The organism is Acidovorax sp. FG27 (genome assembly GCF_040365715.1).
Lineage (GTDB): Bacteria > Pseudomonadota > Gammaproteobacteria > Burkholderiales > Burkholderiaceae_C > Paracidovorax.
In genome coordinates, this window is record NZ_BAABVY010000009.1 from 1,357,261 (window position 1) to 1,374,224 (window position 16,964).

12 protein-coding genes are annotated in these 16,964 nt (G+C 67.9%); 11 read left to right on the top strand and 1 reads right to left on the bottom strand.

Features of this window, described 5'->3' with window-relative positions:
• Window positions 1–22 precede the first annotated feature (22 nt).
• The 4 genes from ABWV53_RS13130 (at window position 23) to mdoH (ending at window position 5,906) form a co-directional block, all read left to right on the top strand.
• Window positions 23–1,465, top strand: a complete 1,443-nt coding sequence (locus tag ABWV53_RS13130; protein ID WP_353366534.1) for a sensor histidine kinase — start codon at window positions 23–25, stop codon at window positions 1,463–1,465.
• Window positions 1,466–1,493: 28 nt separating this feature from the next.
• Window positions 1,494–2,141 (top strand): hypothetical protein, encoded by a 648-nt coding sequence (locus ABWV53_RS13135; RefSeq protein ID WP_353366535.1) that lies wholly within the window; start codon window positions 1,494–1,496, stop codon window positions 2,139–2,141.
• Window positions 2,142–2,155: 14 nt separating this feature from the next.
• Window positions 2,156–3,568: a sigma 54-interacting transcriptional regulator gene (locus tag ABWV53_RS13140; RefSeq protein WP_353366536.1), complete on the top strand. Its 1,413-nt coding sequence runs from the start codon at window positions 2,156–2,158 to the stop codon at window positions 3,566–3,568.
• A gap of 301 nt (window positions 3,569–3,869) precedes the next feature.
• Complete coding sequence (gene mdoH, locus ABWV53_RS13145; protein WP_353366537.1) at window positions 3,870–5,906, top strand: glucans biosynthesis glucosyltransferase MdoH; 2,037 nt, start codon at window positions 3,870–3,872, stop codon at window positions 5,904–5,906.
• A gap of 79 nt (window positions 5,907–5,985) precedes the next feature.
• Here mdoH and ffh read toward each other — a convergent pair whose 3' ends face one another.
• Window positions 5,986–7,365, bottom strand: a complete 1,380-nt coding sequence (gene ffh / locus ABWV53_RS13150; protein WP_353366538.1) for a signal recognition particle protein — start codon at window positions 7,363–7,365, stop codon at window positions 5,986–5,988.
• An 86-nt stretch (window positions 7,366–7,451) separates the two neighbouring features.
• On the opposite strand from ffh, the gene ABWV53_RS13155 reads away from it, so the two are divergent.
• The 7 genes from ABWV53_RS13155 (at window position 7,452) to ABWV53_RS13185 (ending at window position 16,934) form a co-directional block, all read left to right on the top strand.
• Window positions 7,452–8,249, top strand: coding sequence for a cytochrome C assembly family protein (locus ABWV53_RS13155; RefSeq protein WP_353366539.1), 798 nt, complete (start codon window positions 7,452–7,454; stop codon window positions 8,247–8,249).
• Entirely contained in the window at window positions 8,246–8,473 is a 228-nt protein-coding gene (locus tag ABWV53_RS13160) for a PP0621 family protein (RefSeq protein WP_353366540.1), read from the top strand. Before ABWV53_RS13155 ends, ABWV53_RS13160 begins: the two co-directional genes overlap by 4 nt.
• Window positions 8,474–8,498: 25 nt before the next feature.
• A complete protein-coding gene (locus ABWV53_RS13165; RefSeq protein WP_353366721.1) occupies window positions 8,499–10,196 on the top strand; it encodes a two-component system sensor histidine kinase NtrB in 1,698 nt (565 codons plus the stop codon).
• A gap of 14 nt (window positions 10,197–10,210) precedes the next feature.
• Window positions 10,211–11,713: a sigma-54-dependent transcriptional regulator gene (locus ABWV53_RS13170; protein WP_353366541.1), complete on the top strand. Its 1,503-nt coding sequence runs from the start codon at window positions 10,211–10,213 to the stop codon at window positions 11,711–11,713.
• On the top strand, window positions 11,703–12,290 hold the full coding sequence (gene ampD, locus ABWV53_RS13175) for a 1,6-anhydro-N-acetylmuramyl-L-alanine amidase AmpD (RefSeq protein ID WP_353366542.1): 588 nt from the start codon (window positions 11,703–11,705) through the stop codon (window positions 12,288–12,290). The genes ABWV53_RS13170 and ampD overlap by 11 nt, the downstream gene beginning before the upstream one ends.
• A gap of 375 nt (window positions 12,291–12,665) precedes the next feature.
• Window positions 12,666–15,620, top strand: a complete 2,955-nt coding sequence (locus ABWV53_RS13180; protein ID WP_353366543.1) for a ribonucleoside-diphosphate reductase subunit alpha — start codon at window positions 12,666–12,668, stop codon at window positions 15,618–15,620.
• Window positions 15,621–15,758: 138 nt separating this feature from the next.
• The gene (locus ABWV53_RS13185) at window positions 15,759–16,934 is read left to right on the top strand and encodes a ribonucleotide-diphosphate reductase subunit beta (RefSeq protein WP_353366544.1); all 1,176 of its coding nucleotides are present in this window, start codon (window positions 15,759–15,761) and stop codon (window positions 16,932–16,934) included.
• Window positions 16,935–16,964: the final 30 nt, after the last annotated feature.

Genomic DNA, 16,964 nt, shown 5'->3' on the forward strand with positions numbered 1-16,964 from the left:
AGATCCACCCCCTCCGATGAGCATGTCCGCACGTCACCCTAAGGTCGCCTCGCTGAACGGCCTGTCGTTCCAGCAGTTGCTGTTGCTGGCCTTTCTTCTCATCGCCGGGTTGCTGGGGGCCAGCTCGCTGCGCGCCATCTTCACGCTCGAGCAGCTGATGGGCCAGAGCCGCCAGGGCGCGGCCGAAGCCATCCAGCTGAGCGCGGCCGCACGCAACCTCACCGCCCGCAGCCAGACGCTGGAACGCGCCGCCCGCCAGTCGCTGGTGCTGGCCGATGCGCAGCTGCGGCGCCGCTTCGAGGAAGGCGCCCGGGAGGCCCGCGAGATCCTGCAGCGGCTGGAACTCAACGGCCTGCCGCTGGAGCAGTCGCGCCGCTGGCAGGCGCACCTGGCCGAAGTGGCGGTGCTGCTGGATGCACCCGCCGCCCAGTCGCTGGAAAACGAGCGCGTGGTGGCGGCGATGTTCCTGGAGATCGACGCGCTGAATGCGCTGATCTCGCAGGAGGTGCAGGACATCAATGCCCGGCGCAGCAGTGCGCTGCAGGACCAGATCGAGGCCAGCCGCCGGGAGGTGACGCACCAGGTGGTGGGGGTCATCGTGCTGGCGCTGGTGCTGGCCCTGCTGCTGGGCGTCTGGCTGGCCCGCCCCTTCAAGCGGCTGGAGAACGCCATCCGGCTGCTGGGCGACAACGAGCTGGACAAGTCCGTGGACATCGCCGGGCCGGTGGACATCCGCCGGGTGGGCCAGCAACTGGAATGGCTGCGCGTGCGGCTGCTGGAGCTGGATGCGGACAAGGCGCGCTTTCTGCGCCATGTCTCGCACGAGCTGAAGACGCCGCTGGCGTCGCTGCGCGAAGGCGTGGCGCTGCTGCAGGACGGCGTGACCGGCGAGCTGAACGCCGGGCAGCGCGAGGTGGTGACCATCCTGCAGCAGAACACCCTGGTGCTGCAGGGCGAGATCGAAGCCCTGCTGCGCTTCAACGCCGCCGCGTTCGAGGCACGGCAGCTGCGCCGCAGCAACACCGACCTGCTGGCCCTGCTGGAAGCGCAGGTGGAAGCGCAGCGCCTGCAGTGGCAGGCCCGCAAGCTCGAAGTGACGGTGGAGGGCAAGCCGGTAACGCTGCCGCTGGATGCGGACAAGATCGCGTCGGCCGTGGGCAACCTGCTGTCCAACGCGATCCGCTTTTCGCCGCAAGGTGGCGCCATTCGCATTGTTTTGTCACATCTGCCCGGCCGCATTCGGGTGGACTTCATCGACCAGGGCCCGGGCGTGGACGAGAATGACCAATCCCGGATCTTCGAGCCCTTCTACCGCGGCGTTCGCCAGCCGCAGGACGCCGCCCGCGGCACGGGCATCGGCCTGTCCATCGTTCAGGAATACCTGACCGCCCATGGCGGACGGGTGGAGCTGGTGAAGGACGGCGACCGCACTCCCTTTCGCATCGAATTGCCCCATGCCACCTAGCCTTCGACCCCTGAGCCATCTCCGCGCCTTGCTCGCAGCGCCCGTCGCCGCACTGGCGCTGGGGCTGGCGGGCTGCGCCACCGTCGAGGCCGAAACCGCCTGTGAGCCACAGGTCGCACCGGCAGCCGCCGCGCCAGCGCAAGTGCAAGCCCCCACACCGGCAGTCCCGGCACCGGATGCGGCGGCGGAAGAGACCGTCGCCGCATCCCCTGCAGCCACGCCGCAGGAGCCGCGACAGGCCACGATGGTGTCGCAGCTGCTGGCGTTTTCCGCCCGGGTGGCGACCTTGAGCGGACCCGAGCTTTCCGGCGAGATCGCCCGGCTGACGCCGGTGCAGGACGAGTCGATTCAGCGCCAGCTGGAGCTGGCCATGGCATTGGGCCAGACCCGCCAGCCGGTCGATACCGCGCGCGCCCTGGGCCTGGTGCAGCGGGCGCTGTCGCAGAAAGGGCTCACCGCGGGCCAGCAGGCGTTCGGCCGCTTGCTGGAGACGCGGTTCCTGAACACGCGGCGGCTGGAAGACCTCGTGGACCGGCAGGCGCAGCAGCTGCGTGAAGCCCAGCGGCGCAACGACCAGCTGAACGAAAGGCTGGAGGCCATGCGGGCCATCGAGCGCAGCCTGAACGCCCGGCCGGGCGCGCCCGCCGCTCCGGCCGCCCGGCCGGCCACGCCCTGAACCGAGACCCCGCCATGCCCGCGCCCAAATCCACGCCGTCTTCCAGCAAGCCCCGCATTCTGGTGGTGGACGACGATGCTGACATGCTGCGGCTGCTGTCCCTGCGCCTGCAGGGAGCCGGCTACGAGGTGACGGCCGTCGGTTCGGCCGAAGCCGCACTCGCCCAGCTCGACACGGACCGCCCGCAGCTGGTGCTGAGCGACGTGCAGCTGCCCGGCCGCGACGGGTTGGCCCTGTTCGACGAAGTGCGGGCGCGCCACCCGTCGCTGCCGGTGATCCTGCTGACCGCCCACGGCACCATTCCCGACGCCGTCGAGGCGACGGCCCGGGGCGTCTTCACCTACCTGACCAAGCCGTACGACGGCAAGGCACTGATCGAGAAGATCCACCAGGCCCTGGCGCTCAGCGCCCCGGTCACGCAGAACAGCCATGCCAACGAGACCTGGCGCTCGGACATCGTGAGCCGGTCCAACCGCATGGCGGAGGTGCTGGCCGAGGCACACATGGTGGCCCAGTCGGACGCCAGCGTGCTGCTGCTGGGCGACAGCGGCACGGGCAAGGAGATGCTGGCACGCGCCATCCACAAGGCCAGCCCCCGGGCCGCCAAGCCGTTCGTGGCGGTCAACTGCGGCGCCATTCCCGAAGCCCTGCTCGAGTCGGAACTCTTCGGCCACGTCAAGGGAGCGTTCACCGACGCCGTCAGCAACCACAAGGGCCTGTTCCAGGCGGCGGATGGCGGAACGCTGCTGCTGGACGAGATCGGCGACATGCCGCCGGCCCTGCAGGTCAAGCTGCTGCGCGTGCTGCAGGAACGCGCCGTGCGCCCCGTCGGCTCCAGCCAGTCGCTGCCGGTGAACGTGCGCATCATCTCGGCCACGCACCGCGACCTGGAGGCTGCGATGGCGGCGAGCCAGTTCCGGGAAGACCTCTACTACCGGCTGAACGTGGTGACGCTGTCGCTGCCCACCCTGGGCGACCGCCGCGAGGACATCCCGCTGCTGGCCAACCATTTTCTCGACCTGCTGGCGCGCAAGTACGCCAAGCGGCTGTCCGGCTTCTCGCCCGAGGCGTTGAAGGCGCTCACCAGTGCCTCCTGGCCGGGCAACGTGCGCCAGCTCTTCAACGTGGTGGAGCAGGTCTGCGCGCTTTCGACCACGCCCCTGGTGCCGCTGGGGCTGGTCCAGCGTGCGCTGCGCACACCGGCCGTCCAGGTGCTGAGCCTGAGCGACGCCCGCCAGCGGTTCGAGCGGGAGTATCTGGTCGACCTGCTGAAGATGACCGACGGCAACGTGGCCGACGCGGCGCGCCTGGCGCAGCGCAACCGCACGGAGTTCTACCGGCTGCTGCAAAAGCATGGCCTGACGCCGGGGCAATTCAAGAACGACGGGACCTCAGCCGACGATGTCGCTGAAGAGCGACACGACTAAGTCGTTGATTTCAAAGGAAAACGCATTTCACGGGGTGCGACAGGTCGCTGTTTTGCGACAAAAACCCGTGTTTTGGGGGCCATCCGGTCAGCGCGGCCGGCAAGCAACCCGGCAAATTGCTCCAAGCGCTTGATTGTTAACGCTTTTTTGCGGTTGGCACGGGGTTTGCCCTATGTACCGCATGAACCAAGCGCGCAACCCCTCTCCAGCCTTCCGCACCCGCTCGCCCGGCGCGGTGCGGGCGGGCGCTTGGCTGCCTTCCAACGCAACCCAACGCAGTGAGCACCCCATGGATCCACTTATGTCTTCACGGACTGGATTGGCTGACGCAGCTGCTCCAGATGCCGCCGCTGTCGCCCGCCTGGGCTCCAGCTATCCCGCACCGGTCGCCTCGACCCGCAGCCCGCTGCGCGAGGACCGCCACCCCAACTCCCTCACGGCACCCCCGGTGCACCGCGGTTCCATGCCCGCCCGCCCCTGGCGCGGTTTCTGGAACAGCGTGAGCACCGCCGCGCTGATGCGCCTGACGGGCCGTTCGAAGGCCGCGCGCCCCAACGAGCCGGAACAGACCTGGCAAGCCGCGGCCCGCCAGCGCCGCACCGTGTTCCTGCTGCTGGCCCTGGTCAGCAGTGCGCTGGCGACGACCCTGTTCGCCGGCGTGCAACCCAACTATGAAAGCGCATGGCTCGAGTACGGCCAGCTCGCGCTCTTCGCCCTGCTCTCGGCCTGGGTCGTCTCCGGCTTCCTGACGGCGCTGATGGGCTTCTGGGTCATGCTCAAGGGCGACCGCCATTCGCTGTCGGCCCGCAGCGTGGACAGCCACAGCCTGGCCCCCGATGCCCGCACCGCGATCATCATGCCGATCTGCAACGAAGACGTGGCCACCGTGTTCGCCGGCCTGCGCGCCACCTGCGAGTCCGTCGCGGCCACCGGCCACGGCAAGACCTTCGACGTGTTCGTGCTGTCGGACAGCTACGACCCCGCCATCGCCGCCGCCGAGCGCGCCGCCTGGGAAGAACTGCGCTCCGCGCTGGCAAGCAGCCCGAAGCAGCCCCAGGTCGAGGTGTACTACCGCCTGCGCACCCGCCGCACCCACCGCAAGGCCGGCAACGTGGCCGACTTCTGCCGCCGCTGGGGCAAGGACTATCGCTACATGGTGGTGCTAGACGCCGACAGCGTGATGAGCGGTGACTGCATCGTCTCGATGGCCAAGCTGATGGAAGCCAACCCCCAGGCCGGCATCATCCAGACCGCCACCCAGGCCATCGGCCACGTCACCCTGCACGCCCGCGCGCAGCAGTTCGCCTCCCGCGTCGGCGGCCGCCTCTTCACCCTGGGCATGCAGTACTGGCAACTGGGCGAGTCGCACTACTGGGGCCACAACGCCATCATCCGCGTGAAGCCCTTCATGGACCACTGCGCCCTGGCCCCCATCAAGGGCACGGGCGGCCTGGCGGGCGGCATCATGTCGCACGACTTCGTCGAAGCCGCACTGATGCGCCGCGCCGGCTTCCACGTCTGGCTGGTCGCCGACCTGGTGGGCAGCTACGAACAGCAACCGCCCGACCTGCTGGCCGAGCTGCAGCGCGACCGCCGCTGGTGCCAGGGCAACCTGCAAAACGCTCGCCTGATGGCCGAACCCGGCATCCACCCGGTGCACCGCTCCATGTTCGTGACCGGCGCCATGGCGTATCTGTCCGCTCCCCTGTGGCTGGCCTTCATCACCCTGGGCACGGCGCTGTGGCTGTCGGGCGCGCGCCTGGTGGCCGACTGGAACATCCTGCCCAGTGAACTGGTGGGCCTGTGGGCCTGGACGCTGTGCATGCTGTTCCTGCCCCGCATCCTGGGCGTGACCGCCATCCTGATGCGCCGCGAGCAGCAGCAGTACGGCGGCACCGCCAGTCTGTTCAAGAGCGCCGTGCTGGAGAGCGGGCTCGCCATCCTGCAAGCGCCCATCCGCATGCTGGCCCATTCGCTGTTCGTCGTGGTGGCCCTTACCGGCATCAAGCTGGACTGGAAGTCGCCTCCCCGAGAAGCCGCTGCCGTGCCATGGAGCGAAGCGGCCCGCAAGCTGGCGCCGATGAGCCTGGTGGTCGCGGCCCTGGCCGTGGCGGTGGCTTTCGTCGACGGCAGCGCGCTGGTGTGGCTGCTGCCGGTCGGCCTGCCGCTGGCCCTGTCGATTCCCCTGACCGTGCTGACCAGCCACATCGGCGTGGGCGAAGCGGCCCGCTCGCAGCGCCTGCTGCTGATCCCCGAGGAATCGTGGTCGCCACCCGTGCTGCGCCGTGCCTGGCTGCATGCCACCCGCCTGGCAAGGCCCGTGCTCAAGGTGGCCTGAGCGCGCTCGACAACGAAAACGCCCCGCAATGCGGGGCGTTTTTCATGGGGCGCCACAACGGCACCCCGGGCTCGGCGCGTCAGAAGCGGGGCATGCCGCCCATGCCCGGCAGGCCGCCCTTCAGGCCACCCATCTTCTTCATCATCTTCATCAGGCCGCCGCCCTTCATCTTCTTCATCATCCCCTGCATCTGCTCGAACTCATTGAGCAGCCGGTTGACTTCCTGCACCTGCACACCCGCGCCACCGGCGATTCGCTTCTTGCGCGTGGCCTTGATGAGCTCCGGCTTGCGCCGCTCCAGCGGCGTCATGCTCTGGATGATGCCCTCCTTGCGGCGGATGTCGCGCTCGGCCTTGTCCATGTCGACCTGGCCAGCCTTGGCCGTCAGCTGGGAAGGGAGCTTGTCCATCAGGCTCGACAGGCCGCCCATCTGCTTCATCTGCTGCAGCTGCGAGAGAAAGTCGTTCAGATCGAAGCCGTCGCCGCTCTTGACCTTGGCCGCGAGCTTCTGGGCGGCCTCCATGTCCACGCCGGCGCTGACCTGCTCGACCAGGGCCACGATGTCGCCCATGCCGAGGATGCGGCCGGCATGGCGCTCCGCGTCGAAGACCTCCAGACCGTCGATCTTCTCGGACACGCCCGCGAACTTGATGGGCGCGCCGGTCACCTGCCTCACCGACAGCGCCGCGCCGCCGCGGGAATCGCCATCGAGCTTGGTCAGCACGATGCCCGTCAGCGGCAGGGCTTCCTTGAAGGCGCGGGCGGTATTGATCGCGTCCTGGCCCTGCATGGCATCGACGACGAACAGCGTCTCGATGGGCTTGAGCGCTGCGTGCAACTCCTGGATCTCGCGCATCAGCACTTCGTCGATCGCCAGGCGGCCGGCCGTGTCGACCAGCAGCACGTCGAAATAATGCTTGCGGGCATAGTCGAGCGCGGCATGCGCGATGTCGAGCGGCTTCTGGTCGGGCGTGCTGGGGAACCACTCGGCGCCCGCCTGGCGCGTGACCGTCTTCAGCTGCTCGATGGCGGCCGGCCGATAGACGTCTCCGGACACGGTCAGCACCTTTTTCTTGCGCTTCTCGATCAGGTGCTTGGCCAGCTTGGCGGTGGTGGTGGTCTTGCCGGCGCCCTGCAGGCCGGCCATCAGGATCACCGCCGGCGGCTGCGCGGCGAGGTTGATGTCGGCGATGCCCTCGCCCATCGTGGCCGCCAGCTCGCGGTTGACGATCGACACCAGCGTCTGTCCGGGCTTGAGCGAACCCAAGACTTCCTGTCCCAGCGCCTTTTCCTTGACGCGGGCGATGAAGTCGCGCACCACCGGCAGCGCCACGTCGGCCTCGAGCAGCGCCATGCGCACTTCGCGCAGCATGTCCTGGACGTTGGACTCCGTGATGCGGGCCTGGCCACGCATCTCCTTGACGAGTCGGGTGAGTTTGTCGGTAAGAGCGGAGGCCATAGGGATCATTTCCGATGGGCCGGCCCGTGGATCGCGGCCGGCGGCCTTGCCTGCCGGAGGCGGGCGAAAGGCTAAACTGTGAACCCATGATTTTACCCAGCACGTCCCTGCCCGGCTGGCTGCTGGCCCTGGCCGCGGCAGCGGCCTACACGCTGCCGGCAGCCGCCGGAACGCGGCTGGGCGCGCAGGGCGGCCGGCTCGCGTTGGGGCTGGCCTGGCTGCTGCACGGGGCGGTGCTGACCTGGGGACTGGTCGGGCAGACGCCCCATTTCGGCTTCGGCCCTGCGCTGTCGATGACCGCCTGGCTGGTGCTGACGGCCTATGTGGTCGAGCGGCAGCTCTTCCCGCAGATGCAGGCGCGCTGGACCCTTGCCGCGCTGGGCGCCGCCACGGTGATTTTGGCAATGGTCTTCCCGGGCCAGCCACTGCACGTGACGGCCTCGCCGTGGCTGCCGCTGCATCTGGCGCTGGGCATCGCTTCCTACGGGCTGTTCGCCGCCGCGGTAGTGCACGCCTGGCTCATGACGCGGGCAGAACGCCACATCCGGCTGGCGTCGGACTCGCACAGCGGCATTCCCCTGCTCGCGCTGGAGCGGCTCACTTTCCGTTTCGTCACGGCCGGGTTCGCCCTGCTGTCGGCCACGCTGATCGCCGGCTGGCTCTTCGGAGAGGTGCTTTACGGGCGCGCGTGGCGATGGGACCACAAGGCCGTCTTCTCGCTGCTGTCCTGGGTCACCTTCGCCATCCTGCTGGCGGGCCGGTCCCGCTTCGGATGGCGCGGACGGGGTGCGGTGCGGGTGCTCTACACCGGCGCGGCACTGCTGCTGCTGGCCTATGCCGGCTCGCGCTTCGTGCTCGAAGTGGTGCTGGGCCGCACGCTATGAAGTACCTTCTGCTGGCCGCCCTGCTGCTGGTCGCCTGGGCCATCTGGCGGCACCAGCGGCGCAGTCCGCCCCCTGCGGCCACGCGCCGCCCGCCGCCTGCACTGCCCGTGGACCAGATGGTCGCCTGCGCGCACTGCGGCACGCACGTTCCGCAGTCCGAGGCGCTGATGGACGGCCCCCATGCCTACTGCAGCCCACAGCACCTGCAGCGGGGCCCCGCTTGAGAGCGCCGCCCGCCACGCCGTGCTGATGCAGTCACGCCCTGGTACCGCCGACGGCCCATTCCTGCGCCTCTGGCATGGTTTCCTGACGGGCCGCGTGATGGTGGCGCTGGCGCTGCTGTTTCTGCAGGGCCTGGGCGCCGCGTTGAACCAGATCCACGAGCCCGTGCTGATGGCCCTCTGCGTGGGGTACCTCGTCGCCACGGCCGCCTTGCGCATCTGGGCCCACCACGCACCGCCCCCGCCGCAGGCGGGTGCGCACTGGCTCCCATCGGTCGGCGTCGATCTGGCGATGTTCACCGCCATGCAGACGCTGCACGTGGGCGCGATGAACTTCGCCCCGCTCTTCGGGTTGCCGATCCTGATGGCGGGCGTGATGGGCACGCTGACGCTCGCCCTGGGCACGACGGCGGCCGCCACGCTGCTCACGCTGGCCGGCGTCTGGTGGATCGGAGAACAATCGGGCGGGGACCTGACCCAGCGCTACCTGCAGGCAGGCCTCACCGGCACGGGCTACTTCGTCGTCGCCTACCTCGTTCACCAACTGGCGACGCGGTTGATCAGCGTGCAGCAGGCCGCCCAGCAGAGCCAGATGGCCGCGCGCGCGCAGGAAGCGGTGAGCGCTCGCATCATCGAGAACCTGGCGGATGGGGTGCTGGTGCTCGACCGTGACAACGTGGTGCGCATGGCCAACCCGGCGGCGCTGCTGCTGCTCGGCCATGAGGCGCCGCTGGCCGTGCCCTTCGCCCTTGCGGCCACCGAAGACTGGGCGCCCCTGCGCACGCTGGCGCGGCGCACCTTCGGGCACGAGCAGCCGCAGTCTGCGGACGTGGACATTCTGCAGGCCGGCCAGAGGCCGCTGGGGCTTCGCGTGCGCACCTGGCTCACGTCCAACCCCGGTGACGCGCCTTCGTCCAGCGGCGGCCAGCCGCTCTGCGTCATGTTCCTGCACGACCTGCGGGAGATGGAAGCTCGCCTGCGCACCGAGAAGCTCGCCGCCATGGGCCGGATGTCCGCCGCCGTCGCGCACGAGATCCGCAACCCGCTGGCGGCCATCATGCAGGCCAGCGCCCTGCTGGAAGAAGACCTGAGCGAACCCACCCACCGCCGCCTGGCCCAGATGGTGCAGCAAAACGGCGACCGGCTGGCGCGCATCGCGGAAGAGGTGCTGGACATCGCGCGGGTGCAGCACCAGATCAGCCACGCGCCCGCGGCCGTGCTGGCGCTGGACGATGTGGTGGCCCAGGTCTGGAACGACTGGCGCGCGCAGGACCCTGCCCGGCGCGTCGCCCAGCTGTCGCTCCAGGCCGCCGACATGCAGGTCGAATTCGATGCCGACCACCTGCGGCGGGTGCTGGTCAACCTGCTGGACAACGCGCTCCGGTACATGGGCCCCCACGCCGACTCGCTCTTCCTGGAAACGTCCATGACGTCGGCGGGCCACCTGAGCCTGCAGGTGTGGAGCGACGGGGCGCCGCTGGACAAGTCGGTGGAGCGCCACCTGTTCGAGCCGTTTTTCTCGTCGGAGAGCCGCTCGAGCGGCCTGGGCCTCTATATCTGCCGCGAGCTGTGCCATCGCCATGGCGCCTCGATCGGCTACCAGCGCTCGTCGCGCGAACTGGCCGGGCGCGGCACCGTCAGCGGCAATGCGTTCATCGTGAGCTTCCGCAAGGCCGTGCGGCCGACCTCCGGCAAGACCCCGCTGTTTGACACAATCGTCGTTTGACGCCCCCTGGAACCATGAATCCCGCTGCCTCCATTCTTGTCATCGACGACGAGCCCGACCTGCGGACGCTCTACGAGCTGACCCTGCTGCGCGAGGGCTACCGCGTCGAGACCGCGGCCAGCGTGGCCGAGGCGCGCGAGCAGCTCAGCGCCAAGCGCTTCGACGCCGTCATCACCGACATGCGGCTGCCCGACGGCTTCGGCATGGAGCTGTTGCAGGACCTGCGCAACCAGAACCGGCGCGAGCGCTGCGTGGTCATGACGGCTTACGGTTCCGCCGAGAACGCGGTGGAGGCACTGCGCTGCGGCGCGTTCGACTACCTGACCAAGCCGGTGGATCTGCGGCAGTTCCGCTCCGTGGTCGCCTCGGCGGTGCAGGACCCGGGCCACACCACCGCCCTGCGGGTGGCACGGGGCGCCGGCGCCCCGCGCCTGGCAGGAGGCGCGGGCGACGCCCACAAGCCGACCTACGCGCTGCAGCGCCTGGTCGGCGAGTCGGCCGCGATGCAGGACGTCAAGCAGCGCATCGCCAAGGTCGCCCGCAGCATGGCGCCCGTCCTCATCCGGGGCGAGTCGGGCACCGGCAAGGAACTGGTCGCACGCGCCCTGCATGCCAGCAGCCAGCGCAACGAGGGCCCGCTGGTCGCCGTGAATTGCGGAGCCATTCCCGAAAACCTGCTGGAAGCCGAGTTCTTCGGCGCCCGCAAGGGGTCCTACACCGGCGCCTCGCAAGACCGCGACGGCTACTTCCAGGCCGCTCGCGGCGGCACGCTCTTTCTCGACGAGATCGGTGACCTGCCGCTCGCGATGCAGTCGAAGTTGCTGCGGGCGATCCAGGAACGTTCCGTGAGGCCGCTCGGCTCGACGCAGGAAGAGCCTGTCGACGTGCGGATCGTGAGCGCCACTCACCGCGATCTGGCAGCCGACGTTCAAGCGGGCCGTTTCCGGCAGGATTTGTACTACCGGCTGAACGTCATCGAACTCATGATTCCGCCGCTGCGCGAGCGGCTCGAGGATCTGCCGGCGCTGTGTGCCGCCTTGCTGAGCCGCATCGGACAGGAATCCGGCAGCCCGGTGCCGCGCCTGACGGACGACGCGCTCCGGCAGATCGCGCGCTACCCGCTCACCGGCAACATCCGCGAACTGGAAAACCTGCTGCATCGGGCGGTGGCGCTGAGCGACGGGCAGGACCTGGTGGTGGAAAGCCCGGCATCGTCCGCGCCCCCCTCCCACCCGCAGGAGGCCCAGCCCCTGCAAGCCCCTTCTGCCGCCGAGGGCGACAGAGCGGCGCCAGCAGCGGATGCGGCAGGCGTGCCGCCGACCCTGCCCCACGACCTGCAGGCCTGGCTGGACCAGCAGGAGCGCGAGATCCTGGTGCGGGCCCTGAAGGAGACCGGCTTCAATCGCACGGCGACGGCAGCGCGCCTGGGCATCAGCCTGCGGCAGATCCGCTATCGCATCGAACGGCTGAACATCGCCACGCCGCATGCGAGCGAGGGGGCCGACGATGGCCTCTGAGCCGGCGCCCACCGACCACCTCTGGGACGGCGGCTGGTATCTACCTGCGCGGCGCTGCATATCGCCGAACTTCGGCCCCCGGTCGGAGGGCGCGGTCATCGACCTGATCGTGGTGCACTCCATCAGCCTGCCCCCCGGTCAGTACGGCGGTCCGGCCATCGAACAGTTGTTCACCAACACGCTGGACTGGGACGCCCACCCCTACTTCCAGTCCATCCGCGGGCTGCAGGTGTCGGCCCACTTCCTGATCCGCCGCGACGGCACGCTGCTGCAGTTCGTCGATGGCCTGCAGCGCGCCTGGCATGCCGGCCCCTCCGCCTACCGGGGCCGCAGCAATTGCAATGACGATTCGATCGGCGTGGAGCTGGAAGGGCTGGAGGGTCTGACTTTCGAAGCACCGCAGTACGACACCCTGGCGACGCTGTGCGGCCACATGGCCGAGCGGTTTCCCATCGCGCACGTCGCTGGCCACGAGCATGTGGCGCCCGGGCGCAAGAACGATCCGGGACCGGGGTTCGATTGGGCGCTGCTGCGACGCCGGCTGGGCTGGCCGACTGCGTCTTTTCCAGCAGGTTGACCAGCCGACCACGGGGCGTTCCCGTCAGTCGCGCATCCGGGGCCGAACGCGCGTAGGAGAAGAACGCCAGCTGCATCGCGGTCGTCTGTGCGAACGCATCTTCTGAAGCGCGAACGCTTTTTTCCCTCTGAACTGCTGCGAGAATAGCGCCCCCGTCCCCGGCGCAAAGGTCGGGGCATGCGCCTGAAACCGTCGGTTTCTGACCACAAACGCGCAATGCCCCTACCGTCACGAAACACTACATGTAGTGTCTTGCGCCACCCCCACACCCCAGATATAGTGTTGGCAGGCACTTGCTGCCACTCCATTTCGCGCGCCATGCGGCACCTTTGCTGCCCGCATGGCCCTTTCTCCCCGACAGCCACAGAGGATCCGATGCAAGCTGCGCTGAACACCCCCGCCCTGGACGCCAACCGCCCCCCTTCGTCGTCGCCCGATGCCGACGAAAACACCGGTCTGCCCACGCAAAACACCCTGTCGCACTACCAGATCATCCGCCGCAACGGCGCGGTGGTTCCGTTCGAGCCGCAGAAGATCGCCGTGGCGTTGATGAAGGCGTTTCTGGCCGTGCACGGCACCCAGGGTGCGGCCTCGGCCAGCGTGCGCGAAGTGGTGGATGCGCTGACCCAGGCGGTGGTGCGCGGCCTGCTGCGTTCGCGCCCCAACGGCGGCACGTTCCATATCGAGGACGTGCAGGACCAGGTCGAGCTGGGCCTGATGCGCGGCGGTCACCACGAAGTGGCCCGTGCCTACGTGCTCTATCGTGAGCGCCGTGCCCAGGAACGCGTGCACCACCAGGAAAAGCTCGCTCCCGCCATGCCCGCGCTGCGCGTGATCGACAACGGCCAGCGCGTGGATCTCGACATCCTGCGCCTGCACCAGCTCATCGAATCCGCCTGCGCCAACCTGGGCGCCGACGTGCAGGCCGCGCCCATCGTGGCCGAGACGATGCGCAACCTGTACGACGGCGTGCCCATGGACGAGGTCTACAAGGCCTCCATCCTGGCCGCGCGCACGCTGATCGAGAAAGATCCCGACTACACCTACGCCACCGCCCGCCTGCTGCTGCACACCATCGTGCGCGAAGTGCTGGGCCGCGACGTGGCTCCGGCCGAGATGGGCGACGCCTACCAGTCCTACTTCCCGACTTTCATCCAGAAGGGCGTGGACAACGAACTGCTCGACCCGCGCCTGCTGGAGTTCGACCTGGTGCGGCTGGGCAAGGCGCTCAACGCGCAGCGCGACCTGCAGTTCGACTACCTGGGCCTGCAGACCCTGTATGACCGCTACTTCCTGCACGTTCGCAAGGACCGCATCGAGCTGCCGCAGGCGTTCTTCATGCGGGTGGCGATGGGCCTGTCGCTGAACGAGTCCGACCGCGAAGCGCGTGCCATCGAGTTCTACGAAGTGCTGTCGTCGTTCGATTTCATGTCGAGCACGCCCACGCTGTTCAACAGCGGCACGCTGCGCTCCCAGCTGTCCTCCTGCTACCTGACGACCGTGCCGGACGACCTGGACGGCATCTACGAGTCCATCAAGGAAAACGCGCTGCTCTCCAAGTTCGCGGGCGGCCTGGGCAACGACTGGACCCGCGTGCGCGCCCTGGGCTCGCACATCAAGGGCACCAACGGCGAATCGCAGGGCGTGGTGCCTTTCCTGAAGGTCGTCAACGACACGGCCGTGGCCGTGAACCAGGGCGGCAAGCGCAAGGGCGCCGTGTGCACCTACCTCGAAACCTGGCACCTGGACATCGAGGAATTCCTGGAACTGCGCAAGAACACCGGCGACGACCGCCGGCGCACGCATGACATGAACACGGCCAACTGGATCCCCGACCTGTTCATGCGCCGCGTGATGGAAAAGGGCACCTGGACCCTCTTCTCTCCGTCCACCGTTCCCGACCTGCACGACCTCTTCGGCGCCGAATTCGAAAAGGCCTACGTCGCCTACGAAGCCAAGGCCGCACGCGGCGAGATCAAGCCATCGCGCACGGTGCAGGCCACCGACCTGTGGCGCAAGATCCTCACGATGCTGTTCGAAACCGGCCACCCCTGGATCACGTTCAAGGACGCCTGCAACGTCCGCTCGCCCCAGCAGCACGCCGGCGTGGTGCACTCGTCCAACCTCTGCACCGAGATCACGCTCAACACCAGCGATACCGAGACCGCGGTCTGCAACCTCGGCTCGGTCAACCTGATGCGCCACCTGAAGGATGGCCAGAACGGTCGCGAGCTCGACCACGCCAAGCTGCGCAAGACCATCTCGACGGCCATGCGCATGCTCGACAACGTCATCGACATCAACTACTACGCGGTCGAGAAGGCCCGCGTGTCCAACATGCGCCACCGTCCGGTGGGCCTGGGCCTGATGGCGTTCCAGGACAGCCTGTACGAGCTGGGCATTCCCTACGCGTCGCAGGACGCGGTGGAATTCGCCGACCGGTCGATGGAAGCCATCTGCTACTACGCCTACTGGGCCTCGACCGAGCTGGCCAAGGAACGCGGCCGCTACGAGAGCTACACCGGCTCCCTGTGGGACCGCGGCATCCTGCCCATCGACAGCCTGAAACTGCTGGAAGAAGCGCGCGGCGGCTTCGTGGAAGTGGACCGGTCTTCCACGCTGGACTGGGATGCCCTGCGCAAGAAGATCGCGGCCGACGGCATGCGCAACTCCAACTGCGTGGCCATCGCGCCCACGGCCACGATCTCCAACATCGTCGGCGTGGACGCCTCCATCGAGCCCTCGTTCGGCAACCTGTCGGTGAAGTCGAACCTGTCCGGAGAGTTCACGGTCATCAACGCGTACCTGGTGCGCGACCTCAAGCGCCTCAAGCTCTGGGACGACGTGATGGTCATGGACCTCAAGCACTTCAAGGGCTCGCTGCATGCCATCGACCGCGTGCCGCAGGAAGTGAAGGCGCTCTACTCCACGGCCTTCGAAGTCGCTCCTTCGTGGCTGGTGGAGGCCGCCTCGCGCCGCCAGAAGTGGATCGACCAGGCGCAGAGCCTGAACATCTACATGGCCGGTGCATCGGGCAAGAAGCTGGACGACACCTACAAGCTCGCGTGGATCCGCGGCCTGAAGACCACCTACTACCTGCGCACGCAAAGCGCCACCCACGTCGAGATGAGCACGGTGAATACCCGTCAGCTCAACTCCGTCGCATCGGGCAGCGAAGGCAACGGCCAGGCTGCGGGCTCGTCCGCCGCTGCGGCACCCAGCGCGCTGGAAGCCGCAGCAGCGGCGGCGCAGGCCCAGGCCGCCGCGCTGCCCGCCACCGATGTGAAGTTCTGCGCCATCGACGACCCCACCTGCGAAGCCTGCCAGTGATGTGCCGCCATGCACCGCGAACCGCCAAAAACAGCGGCGCGGTGCATGTGCTGTAGAGCAACAAAAAACACGGCAGCACCCCGTGCAGCGCTTTCCATTTTGCAGCGCTGCTTCCATAATCAGAGCACTGGAAAATCTATGCTGACCTGGGACGAAGAAGTCAAGCCCTCATCGCAAAAACCAACGGACGGCGGCCTGCCCGGCTACCGTCCTGCAGAGCCCTCCCCGAGCACTGCTGCGCATCCGCAAACTGCCGGCACCGCGCAGCCTTCCAGCACCCCCGTCGCACCCGTCGCACGCCGTGTGAATGCGGCCGACAAGCGCATCATCAACGGCCAGACCGACGTCAATCAGCTGGTGCCGTTCAAGTACAAGTGGGCCTGGGAAAAGTACCTGGCCACCTGTGCCAACCACTGGATGCCGCAGGAAGTGAACATGACGCGCGACATCGCGCTCTGGAAAGATCCGAACGGCCTGACCGAGGACGAGCGCCGCATCGTCAAGCGCAACCTCGGCTTCTTCGTCACCGCCGATTCGCTGGCCGCCAACAACATCGTGCTGGGCACGTACCGCCACATCACCGCGCCCGAATGCCGCCAGTTCCTGCTGCGCCAGGCGTTCGAAGAGGCCATCCACACGCACGCCTACCAGTACATCGTGGAGTCGCTGGGCCTCGACGAGAGCGAGATCTTCAACGCCTACAACGAGGTCGCGTCGATCCGCAACAAGGACCAGTTCCTGATCCCCTTCATCGAAGCGATCATGGACCCCGACTTCAAGACCGGCACACCCGAGACCGACCGCACCCTGCTGAAGTCGCTCATCGTCTTCGCCTGCCTGATGGAAGGTCTGTTTTTCTACGTCGGCTTCACGCAGATCCTGGCGCTGGGCCGCCAGAACAAGATGACCGGTGCCGCCGAGCAATACCAGTACATCCTGCGCGACGAGTCGATGCACTGCAACTTCGGCATCGACCTGATCAACCAGCTCAAGCTCGAGAACCCGCACCTCTGGACCGCCGAGTTCAAGGAAGAGATCAAGGGCCTGTTCCTGCAGGCCGTCGAGCTGGAGTACCAGTACGCCGAAGACACCATGCCCCGTGGCGTGCTGGGCATGAATGCCTCGATGTTCAAGGGTTACCTGCGCTACATCGCCAATCGCCGGGCCACGCAGATCGGCCTGGAAACGCTCTTCCCCAACGAAGAGAACCCTTTCCCCTGGATGAGCGAGATGATCGATCTGAAGAAGGAACGCAACTTCTTCGAGACCCGTGTCATCGAGTACCAGTCCGGCGGCGCGTTGTCCTGGGACTAGCATCCCGGTATTCCAGGCCATGCACCTTCT